The organism is Mesorhizobium sp. C264A (assembly GCF_040324515.1).
In the GTDB taxonomy this organism is placed as follows: domain Bacteria; phylum Pseudomonadota; class Alphaproteobacteria; order Rhizobiales; family Rhizobiaceae; genus Mesorhizobium.
Genome location: NZ_JAMYVY010000002.1, coordinates 1977128 through 1992071 on the forward strand (window position 1 = coordinate 1977128; position 14944 = coordinate 1992071).

A 14944-nucleotide genomic window follows, 5' to 3' on the forward strand; every position below is an offset into this window, starting at 1 on the left:
CAATCTTCGCCCGTCTTCTTGCTCTGCGATTCCAAGCCCTGTGTCCTTATGGGACGCTAATTCCGTCAATTCAAGGACGAAGGGCTCTGCGTGCGAAAGGCGCTGTGCTTGACGCAAACGGGCTTTTGATGTCGATACGCCGGCAAAGACGGCTTAGAAACAGCATGGTCTCATGAACGCGTTACCAGCAAATCCTCCCGGCGATAGCCATGCCGCGCTGCTCGACAGGCTGGGCAGCCGCTCGATCGTCTTTGTCGGCCTGATGGGCGCCGGAAAGACGGCGATCGGCCGCAAGGTGGCGACGATGCTGTCGCTGCCCTTCGTCGACAGCGACCAGGAGATCGAAACCGTGTCGCGCATGACGGTGCCGGAATTGTTCGAACGCTATGGCGAGACCGAATTCCGGGCATTGGAGCAGCGCGTCATCCTGCGCGTGCTGGAGAGTGGGCCGCAGGTGCTGTCGACCGGCGGCGGCGCGTTCATGAATGCGCAGACGCGGGAAGCGATCGCCGGGCATGGCGTGTCGGTGTGGCTGAAGGCCGAGATCGACCTATTGATGGAACGCGTGTCCAAGAAGCAGAACCGGCCGTTGCTCAAAAGCGCCGATCCGCGCGCCGTGCTCGAGCGGCTGATGGGCGAGCGCTACCCGGTCTATGCCACGTCCAACATCACCGTGCCGACACGCGACGACCGCAAGGAGGTCATTGCGACCGAGGTTGTCGACGCGCTGTGCGGGCATTTCGGCATTCCGGCTCCGACTGCGCCGGGCGAGGTGCGGCTGTGAGCGAACCGGTCACTGTCGAGGTCGGCCTTGGCGAGCGTGCCTATGACATCCTGATCGGCCCCGGCCTTTTGGCGCGCGCCGGCGCCGAGATTTCGCGCCGCCTGCCCCGCACGAGAGCGGCGGTGGTCACCGACGACAATGTCGCGGCGGCACATCTCGACGCGCTGAAGGCCGGTCTGGAAACAGGCGGCATCCAGCCTGCCGTCATCACTTTGCCGGCCGGCGAAAAGACCAAGAGCTTTGCCCATCTCGAAGAGGTAGTCGACGGCGTGCTCGCCGCCAAGCTGGAGCGCGGCGATGCCGTCATTGCGCTCGGCGGTGGCGTCATCGGCGACCTGACCGGCTTTGCCGCCGGCATCGTGCGCCGCGGCATGAATTTCGTCCAGATTCCAACCTCGCTGCTGGCGCAGGTCGATTCCTCGGTCGGTGGGAAGACCGGCATCAACAGCCCGCGCGGCAAGAATCTGGTCGGCGTCTTCCACCAGCCGAAGCTGGTGCTGGCCGACACCGAAGTGCTCGACACGCTGCCGATCCGCGAATTTCGCGCCGGCTATGCCGAGCTTGCCAAATACGGGTTGATCGACCGACCGGCGTTTTTCGCCTGGCTGGAAGCGAACTGGGAAAAGGTGTTCGCTGGCGGACCGGAGCGGACCGAGGCCATTGCCGAGGCGTGCCGCGCCAAGGCCGATGTCGTCGCCCGCGACGAGTTCGAAACCGGCGACCGCGCACTGCTCAATCTTGGCCACACATTCGGCCATGCGCTGGAAGGCGCCACACAGTATGACGGCGCCCGCCTCGTCCATGGCGAAGGCGTCGCCATCGGCATGGCCTTGGCGCACCGTTTTTCCGCAAGGCTCAATCTGGCCAGCCCGGACGACGCGGCGCGCGTGGAGGCGCATCTTCGCGCCGTCGGTCTACCCTGGCGGATGGCCGACATCCCTGGTGAGTTGCCCGATGCCGAGGCGCTGCTTGGCTTCATCACCCAGGACAAGAAAGTGTCGCGCGGCGCGCTGACATTCATCCTGACGCGCGGCGTTGGCCAGGCTTTTATTGCCAAGGATGTACCGGCGTCGGAAGTGCTTTCGTTCCTGAGGGAGAACCATCCGGGCCAGGAAAGCCGGCGGCGATGATCAACGAACCGGGCTGGACCGTCGTCGCCGTCCTTGCCATCCTTATCCTGCTGGTCCTGGCCGTGCGCACGCGCCTGCTTGCCATGTTCGGCTATGAGTTGTCGCGCATCGAGCCGCAGCGCTCGACCCAGGACGAGTTGCGCGGCGCGGTCGACGATTTCCGCCGCGACGGCCAGATGGTGCGAGAGGACCGCGACCGCGTCGGCGGGCTGTTCGATCTCGCCGAACTCGAAGTCTCCGACATCATGGTCCACCGCACCAATATGCGCTCGGTCAATGCCGACAATGGGCCGGAAGCGGTGGTGCGCGAGATCCTGCAAAGCCCACACACCCGCATGCCGTTGTGGAAAGGCTCGCTCGACAACATTGTCGGCGTGCTGCACGCCAAGGACCTGCTGCGAGCGCTGAACGAGGTCGGCAACGACTTTTCCCGGATCGACGTGATGAAGATCGCGTCGAAGCCTTGGTTCGTGCCCGACACCACCACGCTGCAGGAACAGCTCAACGCCTTCCTGCGCGCCAAGGCGCATTTCGCTATCGTCGTCGACGAATATGGCGAGGTCGAAGGGCTGGTGACGCTGGAGGACATTATCGAGGAGATCGTTGGCGAGATCGCCGACGAGCACGATGTCGACATTCAGGGCGTCAAGCAGGAGGCGGACGGTTCCGTGGTCGTCGACGGCACCGTGCCGATCCGCGATCTCAACCGGGCGCTCGACTGGAACCTGCCTGACGAGGAAGCGACCACCATTGCCGGCCTGGTCATCCACGAGACGCAGTCGATCCCCGAGGAAAAGCAGGCTTTCACCTTCCACGGCAAGCGCTTCGTGGTGATGAAACGCGACAAGAACCGGATCGCCAGGATCAGGATCAGGCCGGCGGGCGAATCCTAAAGGTACCGAGCAGGCCCGCAACAGAACGCTCTTTGCCGAGTTTATGCCGCGATCTGGCTCGTAGACCGTTCGTGGATGGTCGCACCGGTTTGAGCGTCAACTGCAACCAGGCTGACCTCGTAGCCCCAGAGGCTGCGTACATGGCGGAGCGTCGCGTCACGGCTAGCGCCTTCGAGCACAACACCATCCTTTACCCTGTGTTGCAGCCGCAACTGCCGGTCGCCGAGCAGGTCGACATCAATCACCTGGATGTCCGGCCGATTCGCTCCAAGGTCGTAACTGTGGGCAAGCTGGGCGCGTATCTTGTGATAGCCACGTTCGTTGTGGATCGAGGCGACTTCGAAATGCGGTTGGTCGGCTCCATCGCCAAGCACGAAGAACCGCCATTTTCGGATCAAGCTCGGGCTGAGATACTGGCGGATAAAGGATTCGTCGCGGTGGTTGGCCCAGGCCTCAAGCAGGACCTCGCGCCAGTTGCCATGTCCTGCAATGTCCGGGAACCAGTCGCGGTCCTCCGCCGTTGGCTCGGTCGAAATGCGCTGTATGTCCTGCATCATGTCGAGGCCGAGGGCATAGGGATTGATGCCTGAAAACCGGGGATCGTCAAAGGCCGGCTGGAAGATCACGTTCGAATGGTTGCGCAGGATTTCGAGCATGGCACCTTCGCCGATCCGGCCACGATCGAATAGCATGTTCATGAGCGTATAATGCACGAAGGTGGCGCAGCCTTCATTCATCACTTGAGTCTGTCGCTGCGGGTAGAAATATTGCGCGATGACGCGGACGATCCTGATGATCTCGCGCTGCCAGGGTTCCAGGATCAGGCTGTTCTTCTCGAGGAAATACAGGAGGTTTTCCTCGGGCAGGTTGAGCGATCTCTTGCGCTCCGCCATCCCTTGATCCTCATTGCCGGACTTGTTTTTGTTCTGCGACGGCGGCAGCGTGCGCCACAGATCGTTGTAGGAGCGCTCTTCGTATTCGAGGCGCTCGCGAAGCCCTTCGCGCTGTCGCTCCGACGAGAGCTTTGGCGGCCGGTGGTAGCGGAACACCCCTTGTTCCATCAGCGCATGGGCGGAATCGAGAATGGCCTCCACTGCTGCAAGGCCGTGCCGCTCCTCGCACCGGGCGATGTAGCCCTTGGCGAAGTCCAGATAACCCAGGATTGCCCCGGCGTCGGTCCATTGCTGAAACAGATGATTGTTCTTGAAGAAATGATTGTGGCCAAGCGCCGCGTGGGCCGTCACAAGGGCCTGCAACGCCATGGTGTTTTCCTCCATTAGGTAGACGATGCACGGATTGGAGTTGATGACCAGTTCATAGGCCAGCCCCCGACCACCCTTACGGTAAAGAAGCTCCTGGTGAAGGAAATGTTTGCCGAACGACCAATGCCGATACATCAGTGGCATGCCGATAGATGAGTAGGCGTCGAGCATCTGCTGGGAGGAGATTATCTCCATCTGGACCGGGTAAGTATCGAGATGCAACTCGTCGACCGCGATCGCCTCGATCTCTTCAAAAGCCCGCGATAATTTCTCGAAATTCCAGTCAGAACCGGAAAACAACAAATTCGTTTCGTTGGCTCGCCTGACCATCTCTCTCTCTCTCTCTCTCTCTCTCTCAAGCGCTCTTGATGGCCGCCGGCTGCCTGGCGAAGAGCCGGTGGAAGACCGGGTAAATATCCGCGGGAGCAGCGATGCGGCTCATCTGGAAGTTGGGCCATTTCAGCTCGATCGTACTGTAGGCGCGCCAAAGCGACGTCCCGTTTTCGGTAGCACCGAATATGTGGCTCTCGCGTTCGTCGATGATCTCGACATAGGCGAAATACTGGCACAGGCGCATGAGCTTGCCGTTCATGAGCTCTATGCATCGCTCGGAATCGGTGGTGAAATTGTCCCCGTCAGAGGCCTGCGCGGCGTAAATGTTCCACTCGCTGGCAGGATAGCGCTGGCCGATAATGCGGTGCATTTCGTCGAGCGCGGTGGAGACGATCGTACCGCCGCTCTGCGTGTTGTAGAAGAACGTGTCCTCATCCACTTCGTGCGCCTCATGGGTATGGCGGATGAAGACGATCTCCGTGCGTTCGTAGCGCCGTTTCAAGAACAGGTGCAGCAGCACGAAGAAGCGTTTGGCCAAGTCCTTTTCGCGTTGGCCCATCGATCCGGACACGTCCATAAGGCAGAACATGACGGCATTGGCATTCGGCACCGGCCGGGCGTCGAAGCGGTTGAATCGGATATCGACCGGATCGACAAAGGCAATTCGCCTGCGCCGTCGCTCCAGCCGGTCAAGCTCGTCGCGTAATTCCGCGATGCGCTGGCGCACCGCCGCGCCGGCCGGGGCCGACTCAAGCGTGACGATTTCCCGGAGGATCGCCTCCAGTTCCTGCTGCGTGGGGCGCCTCAGCGCAATGCGCCGGCCTAGGCTGTTGCGCATGGTGCGGCCGGCATTGATGTTGGTCGGGGAACCGGTTGCCGCGAAGCCGGCCCGGCGCGGCTTGAAGGCAAGGATTTCCTTGAGATTGAGCTTAACCAGGTCGGGCAGTTCGAGATCCTCAAAAAAGAGTTCGAGCACCTCCTCGCGTGACAGCACGAAACGAAAATCGTCTTCCGACGCCGTGTTTCCTGGCGACGACGCCGCGCCGCCCCCATGCGGCTTCGGGAGCAGGTCTCCAGGGGAAAAATGCCTGTTGCCCGGAAGGATGTGTCGGCGCCGTCCGCTGGCCCTGTCATCGTTGAAGCTCGGCTCGGCTGTTTTCCTTTCAGGCATGGGCACGGCGTGCTCAGTATCCACGTCGGCGATCCTGCCAGTGCGGATTTGATCGCGAATGCTCCGCTTCAACTCCTCGCGAGCACGCCTGAGGAAGCGCTGTCGATTGCCAAGGCTCTTGTCCTTGGGGTTCAGGCGACGGTCGATGAAGATCGGCATGGAACCATCCGGCTCTGTCAACCCGCCTTGTTCACCCGCATGTACCAGTCCACCAGCCGGCGTACCTGCCGTTCTGTGTAGCCACGCTCGATCATGCGCTGCACGAATTCGTTGTGGCGCTTTTCCGTAACGCTGTCTTGCTTGGAGCCGAAGCTGATCACCGGCAAGAGGTCCTCGACCTGTCCGAACATCCGCTTCTCGATGACCTCGCGCAGTTTTTCATAGCTGGTCCATGACGGGTTGCGGCCGTGGTTTCTTGCGCGAGCGCGCAGAGTGAACTTCACCACCTCGTTACGGAAGTCCTTGGGATTGGCGATGCCTGCCGGTTTCTCGACCTGCGAAAGTTCGTTGTCCAGGATCTCCCGGTTGAGGATCTGGCCGGTGTCGGGGTCCTTGTAGTCCTGGTCCTCAATCCAGGCATCCGCATAGGCGATGTAGCGGTCGAAGAGGTTCTGGCCGTATTCGCTATAGGACTCCAGATAGGCCTTCTGGATTTCGTGGCCGATGAACTCGGCGTAGCGCGCCGCAAGCTCCGACTTGATGAATTCAAGATAGGCCGCTTCCGTTTCCTTCGGGAACTGCTCCCGCTTGATCGCCTCCTCCAGAATGTACATCAGATGCACAGGATCCGCGGCCACCTCCTCATTGTCGAAGTTGAATGTCTGCGAAAGGATCTTAAAGGCAAAGCGCGTGCTGACGCCCGTCATGCCTTCATCGACGCCGGCGGCGTCGCGATATTCTTGGACCGACTTTGCCCTGGGATCGACTTCCTTCAGATTTTCGCCGTCATAGGCGCGCATCTTGGTGTAGAGCGGCGAGTTGTCGTGCTCGGCCAAGCGCGTCGAAACTGCAAAGCGGCTGAGGATGTCCAAAACTTCAGGGGCACAGGGGCTGGCGGCCAACTCGCTCTCACGCAGCAATTTCTCATAGATCTGCCTCTCTTCGGTGATCCGCAGGCAATAGGGTACCTTGACCACCAGGATGCGATCGAGAAACGCCTCGTTGTTCTTGTTGCTCTTGAACTGTTGCCATTCCGACTCGTTGGAATGGGCGACGATGATCCCCTGGTAGGGAAAGGCGCCGAAATTTTCAGTGCCGTTGTAACTGCCTTCCTGTGTTGCGGTCAGCAGCGGATGCAGAACCTTGATGGGTGCCTTGAACATCTCGACGAATTCAAGCAGACCTTGCGTGGTCCGGTTCAGGCCACCGCTATAGGAATAGGCATCGGGGTCGGACTGGCTAAAATTTTCCAATTGCCTGATGTCGACCTTGCCGACCAGGGCCGAGACATCCTGATTGTTCTCATCGCCAGGTTCGGTCTTGGCAATGCCGATCTGGCGCAGCCGCGAAGGCATCAGCTTGACGACGCTGAATTTGGAAATGTCGCCAGACAATTCGTCGAGGCGCTTGGCCGCCCATGGCGAAATCAATCCGTTCAGCCGGCGCCGGGCTATGCCGTATTTATCCTCTAGCAGATCACCCATGTGATCGGGATGAAACAGCCCAAGCGGCGACTCGAAAACCGGGCTGATCTGGTTGCCGACCTTCAGCGTGTAGATCGGGCGCTGCTCCATCAGTTTCTTCAGGCGCTCGGCCAGAGAGGATTTGCCGCCGCCGACCGGGCCGAGGAGATAGAGGATCTGCTTGCGTTCTTCGAGCCCCTGCGAGGCATAGCGGAAATATCCAGCTATGCGCTCGATCGTATCCTCCATTCCATAGAAGTCGGAAAAATGAGGGTAGATCTTGAGGGTCCGATTCGCGAAAATGCGGCCGAGGCGCTCGTCTTTGCTGGTGTCAACCAGTTTTGGTTCGCCGATTGCGTCGACCATCCTTTCGGGCGCCGAAGCGTACATCGATTTGTCTTCCCGACAGGCAAGAAGATACTGTTGGATGCTGACCTCTTCGTCCGCCGCATTGGCATAAATTTCCGAAAAAAGATCGAAGACGTCGGATTGGGTTGCACGCATGATGTTCTGCCCTCGGAGCCGATCTGGATTCCAATCGCCTCATCACCTTCAACTGTCGGAAAGCATTGTTGGTTCCCTTCACATGAAGGAGAGTGGCTGCAATCCGGGTAGAAGGCTTGGGAGGAAACATTCGGAGTGGCTGGAATGGCGGGTTGCCCGGTGCTGCGGCGCTGATGGGCGGCGTTGTCGCCGGCCAGCTATCTCGATGGACACAAGCATCCGCCGACCTTCATCGCCTATTCGCGCGCCGAAGGCCGCGACGACCAATCGAAGGCTTTGCCAAACGCCTGCGCGCCATCGGCACTGAAGTGACGCTGTTCGACGGCAACGCCTACACGCATATGTCGATCAATCACGACTTCGGCGAGGACGGCGACGCGTTGACCGCCGCGATGCTGGCCTTCCTGAATGGACCGTCGGTTGATCGCCGGATCCCGCGAGGCGTCCTGGATCAGACCAAAAGCCCCGGCGGGACATTGCCGACCCGGCGCCTACAGGTGCAATTGTTCCTGAATTGTCGATTGGGAAAGAAAATCATGAATGGCGCCGATCTGCTGTGCGACGTGCTCCTGGCCAATGACGTCACGGTCTGCTTCGCCAATCCTGGCACATCCGAAATGCATTTCGTTGCCGCACTGGACCGCAAACCTCAGATGCGTTGCGTGCTCGGCCTGTTCGAGGGCGTGGTGACCGGCGCCGCGGACGGCTATGCGCGCATGACCGACCGCCCGGCAGCAACGTTGCTGCATACCGGACCGGGTCTCGCCAACGGTTTGGCCAACATGCACAACGCAAGGCGTGCGCGCAGCCCGATGATCAACATTGTCGGCGACCATGCTTCTTACCATCTGCCGCTCGATGCCCCGCTGACCAGCGACATAGAAGGCCTGGCGTCGCCGATGTCGAACTGGGTTGGCCGCGTCAAGGGGCCGGCCGATATTGTGCCGGCCGCAGAGGCGGCTTTCCGCGCCTCACTCACGCCGCCTGGCGTCACGACCTTGATCCTGCCTGCGGATGCCGCCTGGGGCGAAGTTGCTGCGATTTCGCCTGGCAAGGTGAAGCTGGAGCCGCCGCCCGCCGTCGACATGGCTGTTGTGCGCACGATCGCCGAAGCAATCCGCGCCGCGCCGGGCCGTGTCGGCATGGTGGTGCGTGGGCAGGCGGCGCGCGCCGATGGACTTGAAATCGCAGGGAGAATGTCATCGGGAAGCGATGTCAGGCTGTTCAGTGAGGTTCTGATCGCCCGCATGCAGCGCGGCCGCGGGCGGTTCGCCCCGACCCGCATTCCCTATCCGGTCGATGCGGCGACGGCCATGCTCCGGGATATCGACTTGCTGGTGCTGGTCGGCGCCAAGGAGCCGGTTGCCTTCTTCGCCTATCCCGGCAAGCCCGGGCGGCTGGTTCGGGACGATTGCAAGGTGCTTTCGCTGGCGGCGCATGGCCAGGATCTGAAAGCGGCGCTGGAGGCGCTGGCTGCCGAGGTCGGCATCAAGCCGACGCAGCAATTCGCCGCCGCAACCGCCTTTCCAGACGAACCGACGCTGAGCGGCAGACTGACGGACGATGCCATCGCGCTGTCGGTGGCGCGCAAACTTCCGGCCAATGCCATCGTCTGCGACGAAGCGGTCACCTCGGCGAGACGGTTCTTCGCGCTATCCGCCTTTGCGGCGCCGCACGACTACATGATGGGTACGGGCGGATCGATCGGCGGCGGCATTCCGATGGCGACAGGAGCAGCGATCGCCTGCCCGGACCGCAAGGTGATCAATCTCGAGGCCGACGGCAGCGGCATGTACACGGTGCAGGGACTGTGGACCCAGGCCAGGGAAAAGCTTGACGTCGTGACCATCATCTTTTCCAACCGGACCTACGCCATCCTGCATGGCGAAATGAAGAATGTCGGGGTCAATGAGATCGGCGAGAACGCTAGGCGCATGCTCGATCTCGACCATCCGGCGCTGGACTGGGTTGCGCTGGCCAAAGGCATGGGCGTCGAGGCGGCCCGCGCCGACACGTGCGAGCGGTTCGACGCGCTGCTCGACAGTGCCCTGTCGCGTCCGGGACCGTTTCTCATCGAAGCGGTGATCTGAGGCGGAGAGACTTACCAACGGGTCTTTTCGCCGGGTGCAGCCGGTTCGATTGCCAGCGCATGGACGCCGGCTTGCAGCTCCGCTGCGAGCAATTCGTTGACGGCGCGGTGGCGGTCGATGCGGCTCATGCCGGCAAAGACGGATGAGACGATGCGGACGCGAAAATGCGTCTCGCCGGTGCCGTCATAGGCACCGTGATCGTCGGAGCCGTGGTGGTGATGACCGGCATGAAGGTGGCTTTCATTGACGATCGCCAGCCGCTCCGGCGAAAACGCCTTGTTCAGCTTGTCTTCCATCGTCGCCTGTATGGACATCGCCATCTCCCTTCACCATATCTGCAAGGCGTGATCGGGAAATCGGGATCGATCCCGCCGGGCCGCCTCAAAAATCGCCATTCGCCCTGCTTTATGCCGCGATTCAGCGGTTAGGGCGATGATCGCGAAAATGTCAATTCTTGTTTCGCACGTGCGAACAGCCCATAAATGGGTGAGATGAAACCGTACCCCAAATATTTCGAGAAAATTCGGGTCCGTCCCGACAAGGATGCGGAGCTGAAGTCGCACTCGCCGATCTGCCAGTGGGACGGCTGCAAGGAGGCCGGTACCCACCGGGCGCCGGTCGGACGCATGAAGGAAGGCGAGTATTTTCAGTTCTGCTTCGATCATGTGCGCGAATACAACAAGGGTTTCAACTACTTCTCCGGCGTGCCGGACACCGAGATAGCCCGCTTCCAGAAGGAAGCGATGACCGGCCACCGGCCGACATGGAAGATGGGCGTCGCCGGCGCCTCGACGCGCTCCTCGCCCGATTTCGCCCAGCAGCGTTCCGGTCGCGCCGGCTATTACAACCGCATGCGCGATCCCTTCGATCTGTTCAAAGGGCCGAAGGACCCGCGCGAGGCGCGCGAACGCAAGGCCAAGCCGCTTGAGGCCAAGGCGCTGGAAACGCTTGGCCTTGATACGAAGGCGACTGGCAAGGACATCAAGGCGCGCTATAAGGAACTTGTGAAGCGCCACCATCCGGATGCGAATGGCGGCGATAGAGGTTCGGAAGACCGGTTCCGCGATGTGCTGCAGGCCTATCGCGTGCTCAAGCAGGCGGGTTTGTGCTGAGCAACCTAACGGTTCGTGTCGTTTTCCAACTTTCATAAGGGTGGAAAAGGCTCTAAGACCGCCCCCGGACAAAATCGATTGCCGGCGAAATCAGGCATTTCGCCCGTGGAGACTTGGATAGAGATGAACAAGGTCGATCGCGACATCGCCAATTTGCCCGACACGACGGTGTCGGTGAAAGACAAATTCGGCTTCGAGTCCAAGATGGTGGTGCCGGCCTATTCGGTGACCTCGGAACATGTGCCGGACATCGATCCGGATTATCTGTTCGACAAGGCGACGACGCTGGCGATCCTTGCCGGCTTTGCCTACAACCGCCGCGTCATGGTGTCTGGCTATCACGGCACCGGCAAATCGACCCATATCGAACAGGTCGCCGCCCGCCTTAACTGGCCCTGCGTGCGCGTCAACCTCGACAGCCATGTCAGCCGTATCGACCTCGTCGGCAAGGACGCCATCGTCGTCAAGGATGGCCTGCAGATCACCGAATTCCGCGACGGCATCCTGCCCTGGGCCTACCAGCACAATGTCGCGCTCTGCTTCGACGAGTACGATGCAGGCCGTCCGGACGTGATGTTCGTCATCCAGCGCGTGCTGGAATCGTCGGGCCGCCTGACGCTGCTCGACCAGAGCCGGGTTATCCGCCCGCATCCGGCGTTCCGGCTGTTTTCGACCGCCAACACGGTCGGCCTCGGCGACACTACCGGCCTCTATCACGGCACGCAGCAGATCAACCAGGCGCAGATGGATCGCTGGTCGATCGTCACCACGCTGAACTACCTGCCGCACGACAATGAGGTGAACATCGTGCTGGCCAAGGCCAAGCACTATCGCGACGGCAAGGGCAAGGACATCGTCAACAAGATGGTGCGGGTCGCCGACATGACGCGCTCGGCCTTCATCAATGGCGATCTGTCGACCGTGATGAGCCCGCGTACCGTCATCACCTGGGCCGAAAATGCCGAGATCTTCGGCAATATCGGCATGGCGTTCCGGCTGACCTTCCTCAACAAGTGCGACGAGCTGGAGCGTTCGGTGGTGGCCGAGTTCTACCAGCGCGCCTTCGGCGAGGACCTGCCCGAGAGCGCCGCCAACGTGGTGCTGGGCTGAGCAGAGCCTCGATGGCGGGTCCGGGCGACAACACGCGCAACAAGTCGAAGACGGGGTCTGAAGCCGACAGCTTCAAGCGTGCCGTCACCGTCTGCATGCGCGCCATCGCCGGCGACAAGGAGCTCGAAGTCGGTTTCGCCAAGGACCGCCCGGCGCTCGCCGGCAGCCGCGCCCGTCTGCCCGAACTGCCGAAGAAAGCGTCCAAGACAGACATCGCGATTACTCGTGGCCTGGGCGATTCCATGGCGCTGAAGCGCGCCTGCCACGATCAGCGTATCCACACCAAACTGGCGCCGGAAGGCAAGCTGGCGCGCTCGATCTATGACGCCGTGGAACAGGCCCGCGTCGAGGCGATCGGCAGCCGCGCCATGCAGGGCGTCGCCGACAATATCGGCTCCATGCTGGAGGACAAATACGCCAAGGCCAACCTTGTCGACGTCAAGGACAAGGCCGACGCGCCGATCGAGGAAGCGCTGGCGCTGATGGTGCGCGAGAAGCTGACCGGGCGGCCGATCCCGAAGAGCGGCGAGCGGCTGGTCGAACTCTGGCGGCCCTGGGTCGAGGAGAAGGCCAAGGCCGATCTCGACGGACTGTCGGCCAAGCTCGGCGACCAGCAGGCCTTCGCCCGCGTCGTGCGTGAGATGCTGGCGTCCATGGAGATGGCCGAGGAACTCGGCGACGATCAAGAGACCGAAGACTCCGAGGACAATGACGAGAACCAGCCGCAAGGCGAGGAGCAGAGCGAGGAGGGCGGCGAAGAGGATTCCGGCTCCGAGCAGTCGCAATCCGAGGATGCCGAGGCCTCGGCCGACGACGAACAGTCGTCCGAGACTGAGGCCTCCGACGCCACTGCCGACGATCTTTCCGACGATGACGATGCGGACGCCGAAACGCCGGGCGAGGCGCGCCGTAACGACAACCCGTTCGCCAACCTGCCGAAAGAGATCGACTACAAGGTTTTCACCACCGCCTTCGACGAGACGGTCGGTGCGGAAGAGCTGTGCGAGGAAGAAGAACTCGACCGGCTGCGCGCCTTCCTCGACAAGCAGTTGGCCAATCTCTCCGGCGTCGTCGGCCGGCTCGCCAACCGGCTGCAGCGCCGCCTGATGGCGCAGCAGAACCGTTCCTGGGATTTCGACCTCGAAGAGGGTTATCTCGATCCGGCACGCCTGGTTCGTGTCGTCATCGACCCGATGCAGCCCTTGTCGTTCAAGCAGGAGCGCGACACCAAATTCCGCGACACGGTGGTGACGCTGGTGCTCGACAATTCCGGCTCGATGCGCGGCCGGCCGATCACCGTTGCCGCCACCTGTGCCGACATTCTGGCGCGCACGCTGGAGCGCTGCGGCGTCTCGGTCGAGATCCTCGGCTTCACCACGCGGGCGTGGAAGGGCGGACAGGCTCGCGAGAAGTGGCTGAAGGACGGCAAGCCGCCGAACCCCGGCCGGCTCAACGATCTGCGCCACATCATCTACAAATCCGCCGATCATCCATGGCGCCGCGCCCGGCGCAATCTCGGCCTGATGATGCGCGAGGGCCTGCTCAAGGAAAACATCGACGGTGAGGCGCTGCTGTGGGCCCACAACCGGCTGATCGCCCGGCCCGAACAGCGCAAGATCCTGATGATGATCTCGGACGGCGCGCCGGTCGACGATTCGACGCTGTCGGTCAATCCTGGCAACTATCTCGAGCGGCACCTGCGCGCCGTCATCGAGCTGATCGAGACGCGCTCGCCGGTCGAGCTTCTGGCCATCGGCATCGGCCACGACGTCACCCGCTATTACAGGCGCGCCGTCACCATCGTCGATGCCGAGGAACTGGCCGGCGCCATGACCGAGCAGCTGGCCTCGCTGTTCGCCGAGGAAAACGTGCGCGATACACGTCGCGGCGGCTACCGGCGCGCCGGATGATTTTTTTGCGCGGCGGGTTTCGGCAGATGCTCTTCGCGGTCACTGCCTTGTCCGGCATGGCGTTTGCGCCGGCCATCGCCGCCGGCCCAAGCGCGGTCGAGCCGGTCGAAGTCTCGGCGCGACCGATCACCACCTTCCATATCGGCAGCGCCGACAAGCAGTTTGGGCCGCTGGAATTCATCGGCGGTCTTGAGATGAACTCGACGACGCGCGATTTCGGCGCGCTGTCGGCATTTCGGTTCGTCAAACCCGGCAGCGATTTCATCGGCGTCGCCGATACGGGCTTCTGGTTCTTCGGCTCGATTACCCATAATGCCGACAAGCGGCCGTCCGGCATCCAGAATTTTCGCATGCAGCAGATGGTCGATGAGGAGGGCCGGCCGATCGACAGGAAATGGGAAGTCGATGCCGAGGGCCTTGCAGTCAAGGACGGCATCGCCACCGTCGGCTTCGAGCGCGATCACCGCGTCGCCCAGTTCAAGATCGACGCCAGCAACATGACGGCGCCGTTCAAGCAACTGAACTTTCTGGTTCCAGCCCGCGAACTGCGACAGAACCGCGGTTTCGAGACCGTCACCCACGCCAATCCCAACGGCCAGCACGAGGGCGGCCTCGTCGTGGTCTCGGAAAAGAGCTTGGACAAGGCTGGCAACATCTATGCCGCCATCATCGAAGGGCCGCACAAGGGCGTCTTCACGGTCAAGCGCAACGGCGATTTCGACATCACCGACGGCGCTTTCCTGCCGGATGGCGATCTCTTGCTGCTGGAGCGCAGTTTCTCGATGGCCGGCGGTGTCAGGATGCGGCTGCGACGCATCTATGGCGAAAGCGTCGAGAAGGGCGCTGTTGCCGACGGGCCGGTGCTGATGGAAGCCGATATGGGCTACCAGATCGACAATATGGAAGGGCTCGACGTCTGGACCCGCGATGACGGAGCGCTGATGGTGTCGCTGATCTCGGACGACAACCATTCGATCCTGCAGCGCAACCTCTATCTGGAATTCATCCTGCACCAGGATTGAG

At 61.7% G+C, this 14944-nt stretch carries 12 protein-coding genes; 8 read left to right on the plus strand and 4 right to left on the minus strand.

Features of this window, described 5'->3' with window-relative positions:
- Positions 1–172: 172 nt before the first annotated feature.
- The 3 genes from NKL04_RS28745 to NKL04_RS28755 are packed head-to-tail and all read left to right on the plus strand — an operon-like array spanning position 173 to position 2807.
- Entirely contained in the window at positions 173–784 is a 612-nt protein-coding gene (locus tag NKL04_RS28745; RefSeq protein WP_023670667.1) for a shikimate kinase, read from the plus strand.
- Positions 781–1914 carry a 3-dehydroquinate synthase gene (gene aroB, locus NKL04_RS28750; protein ID WP_023701376.1) on the plus strand — a complete coding sequence of 378 codons (1134 nt, stop codon included), beginning with the start codon at positions 781–783 and terminating at the stop codon, positions 1912–1914. Before NKL04_RS28745 ends, aroB begins: the two co-directional genes overlap by 4 nt.
- Positions 1911–2807, plus strand: a complete 897-nt coding sequence (locus NKL04_RS28755; RefSeq protein WP_023670669.1) for an HlyC/CorC family transporter — start codon at positions 1911–1913, stop codon at positions 2805–2807. The genes aroB and NKL04_RS28755 overlap by 4 nt, the downstream gene beginning before the upstream one ends.
- A 41-nt stretch (positions 2808–2848) precedes the next feature.
- Here NKL04_RS28755 and NKL04_RS28760 read toward each other — a convergent pair whose 3' ends face one another.
- The 3 genes from NKL04_RS28760 to NKL04_RS28770 are packed head-to-tail and all read right to left on the minus strand — an operon-like array spanning position 2849 to position 7699.
- Positions 2849–4399: a SpoVR family protein gene (locus tag NKL04_RS28760; RefSeq protein ID WP_023701377.1), complete on the minus strand. Its 1551-nt coding sequence runs from the start codon at positions 4397–4399 to the stop codon at positions 2849–2851.
- Positions 4400–4424: 25 nt separating this feature from the next.
- Positions 4425–5732 carry a YeaH/YhbH family protein gene (locus NKL04_RS28765; protein WP_023686733.1) on the minus strand — a complete coding sequence of 436 codons (1308 nt, stop codon included), beginning with the start codon at positions 5730–5732 and terminating at the stop codon, positions 4425–4427.
- Positions 5733–5749: 17 nt separating this feature from the next.
- Entirely contained in the window at positions 5750–7699 is a 1950-nt protein-coding gene (locus NKL04_RS28770; protein WP_023686732.1) for a PrkA family serine protein kinase, read from the minus strand.
- Positions 7700–8235: 536 nt separating this feature from the next.
- On the opposite strand from NKL04_RS28770, the gene NKL04_RS28775 reads away from it, so the two are divergent.
- On the plus strand, positions 8236–9789 hold the full coding sequence (locus tag NKL04_RS28775; protein WP_023701378.1) for an acetolactate synthase large subunit: 1554 nt from the start codon (positions 8236–8238) through the stop codon (positions 9787–9789).
- 11 nt (positions 9790–9800) lie between these two features.
- Here the strand turns inward: NKL04_RS28775 and NKL04_RS28780 are convergent, their stop codons facing one another.
- A complete protein-coding gene (locus tag NKL04_RS28780; protein ID WP_023670675.1) occupies positions 9801–10103 on the minus strand; it encodes a BolA family protein in 303 nt (100 codons plus the stop codon).
- Positions 10104–10271: 168 nt separating this feature from the next.
- On the opposite strand from NKL04_RS28780, the gene NKL04_RS28785 reads away from it, so the two are divergent.
- From NKL04_RS28785 to NKL04_RS28800, 4 genes are all read left to right on the plus strand, one after another.
- Positions 10272–10901, plus strand: a complete 630-nt coding sequence (locus NKL04_RS28785; protein ID WP_032887126.1) for a J domain-containing protein — start codon at positions 10272–10274, stop codon at positions 10899–10901.
- Positions 10902–11024: 123 nt separating this feature from the next.
- Entirely contained in the window at positions 11025–12011 is a 987-nt protein-coding gene (gene cobS, locus NKL04_RS28790; protein WP_023670677.1) for a cobaltochelatase subunit CobS, read from the plus strand.
- 11 nt (positions 12012–12022) lie between these two features.
- Positions 12023–13921: a cobaltochelatase subunit CobT gene (gene cobT / locus NKL04_RS28795; RefSeq protein ID WP_023685363.1), complete on the plus strand. Its 1899-nt coding sequence runs from the start codon at positions 12023–12025 to the stop codon at positions 13919–13921.
- Positions 13918–14943 (plus strand): esterase-like activity of phytase family protein, encoded by a 1026-nt coding sequence (locus NKL04_RS28800; RefSeq protein ID WP_023701379.1) that lies wholly within the window; start codon positions 13918–13920, stop codon positions 14941–14943. The genes cobT and NKL04_RS28800 overlap by 4 nt, the downstream gene beginning before the upstream one ends.
- Position 14944: the final 1 nt, after the last annotated feature.

Excerpts from the sequence above, each read along its gene's own strand:
- cobT (WP_023685363.1), top strand. The coding sequence starts at position 12,023 with ATGGCGGGTCCGGGCGACAACACGCGCAACAAGTCGAAGACGGGGTCT.
- NKL04_RS28765 (WP_023686733.1), bottom strand. The coding sequence starts at position 5,732 with ATGCCGATCTTCATCGACCGTCGCCTGAACCCCAAGGACAAGAGCCTT.
- NKL04_RS28760 (WP_023701377.1), bottom strand. The coding sequence starts at position 4,399 with ATGGTCAGGCGAGCCAACGAAACGAATTTGTTGTTTTCCGGTTCTGAC.
- NKL04_RS28780 (WP_023670675.1), bottom strand. The coding sequence starts at position 10,103 with ATGTCCATACAGGCGACGATGGAAGACAAGCTGAACAAGGCGTTTTCG.
- NKL04_RS28770 (WP_023686732.1), bottom strand. The coding sequence starts at position 7,699 with ATGCGTGCAACCCAATCCGACGTCTTCGATCTTTTTTCGGAAATTTAT.
- cobS (WP_023670677.1), top strand. The coding sequence starts at position 11,025 with ATGAACAAGGTCGATCGCGACATCGCCAATTTGCCCGACACGACGGTG.
- NKL04_RS28755 (WP_023670669.1), top strand. The coding sequence starts at position 1,911 with ATGATCAACGAACCGGGCTGGACCGTCGTCGCCGTCCTTGCCATCCTT.
- NKL04_RS28785 (WP_032887126.1), top strand. The coding sequence starts at position 10,272 with ATGGGTGAGATGAAACCGTACCCCAAATATTTCGAGAAAATTCGGGTC.
- NKL04_RS28745 (WP_023670667.1), top strand. The coding sequence starts at position 173 with ATGAACGCGTTACCAGCAAATCCTCCCGGCGATAGCCATGCCGCGCTG.
- NKL04_RS28800 (WP_023701379.1), top strand. The coding sequence starts at position 13,918 with ATGATTTTTTTGCGCGGCGGGTTTCGGCAGATGCTCTTCGCGGTCACT.
- NKL04_RS28775 (WP_023701378.1), top strand. The coding sequence starts at position 8,236 with ATGAATGGCGCCGATCTGCTGTGCGACGTGCTCCTGGCCAATGACGTC.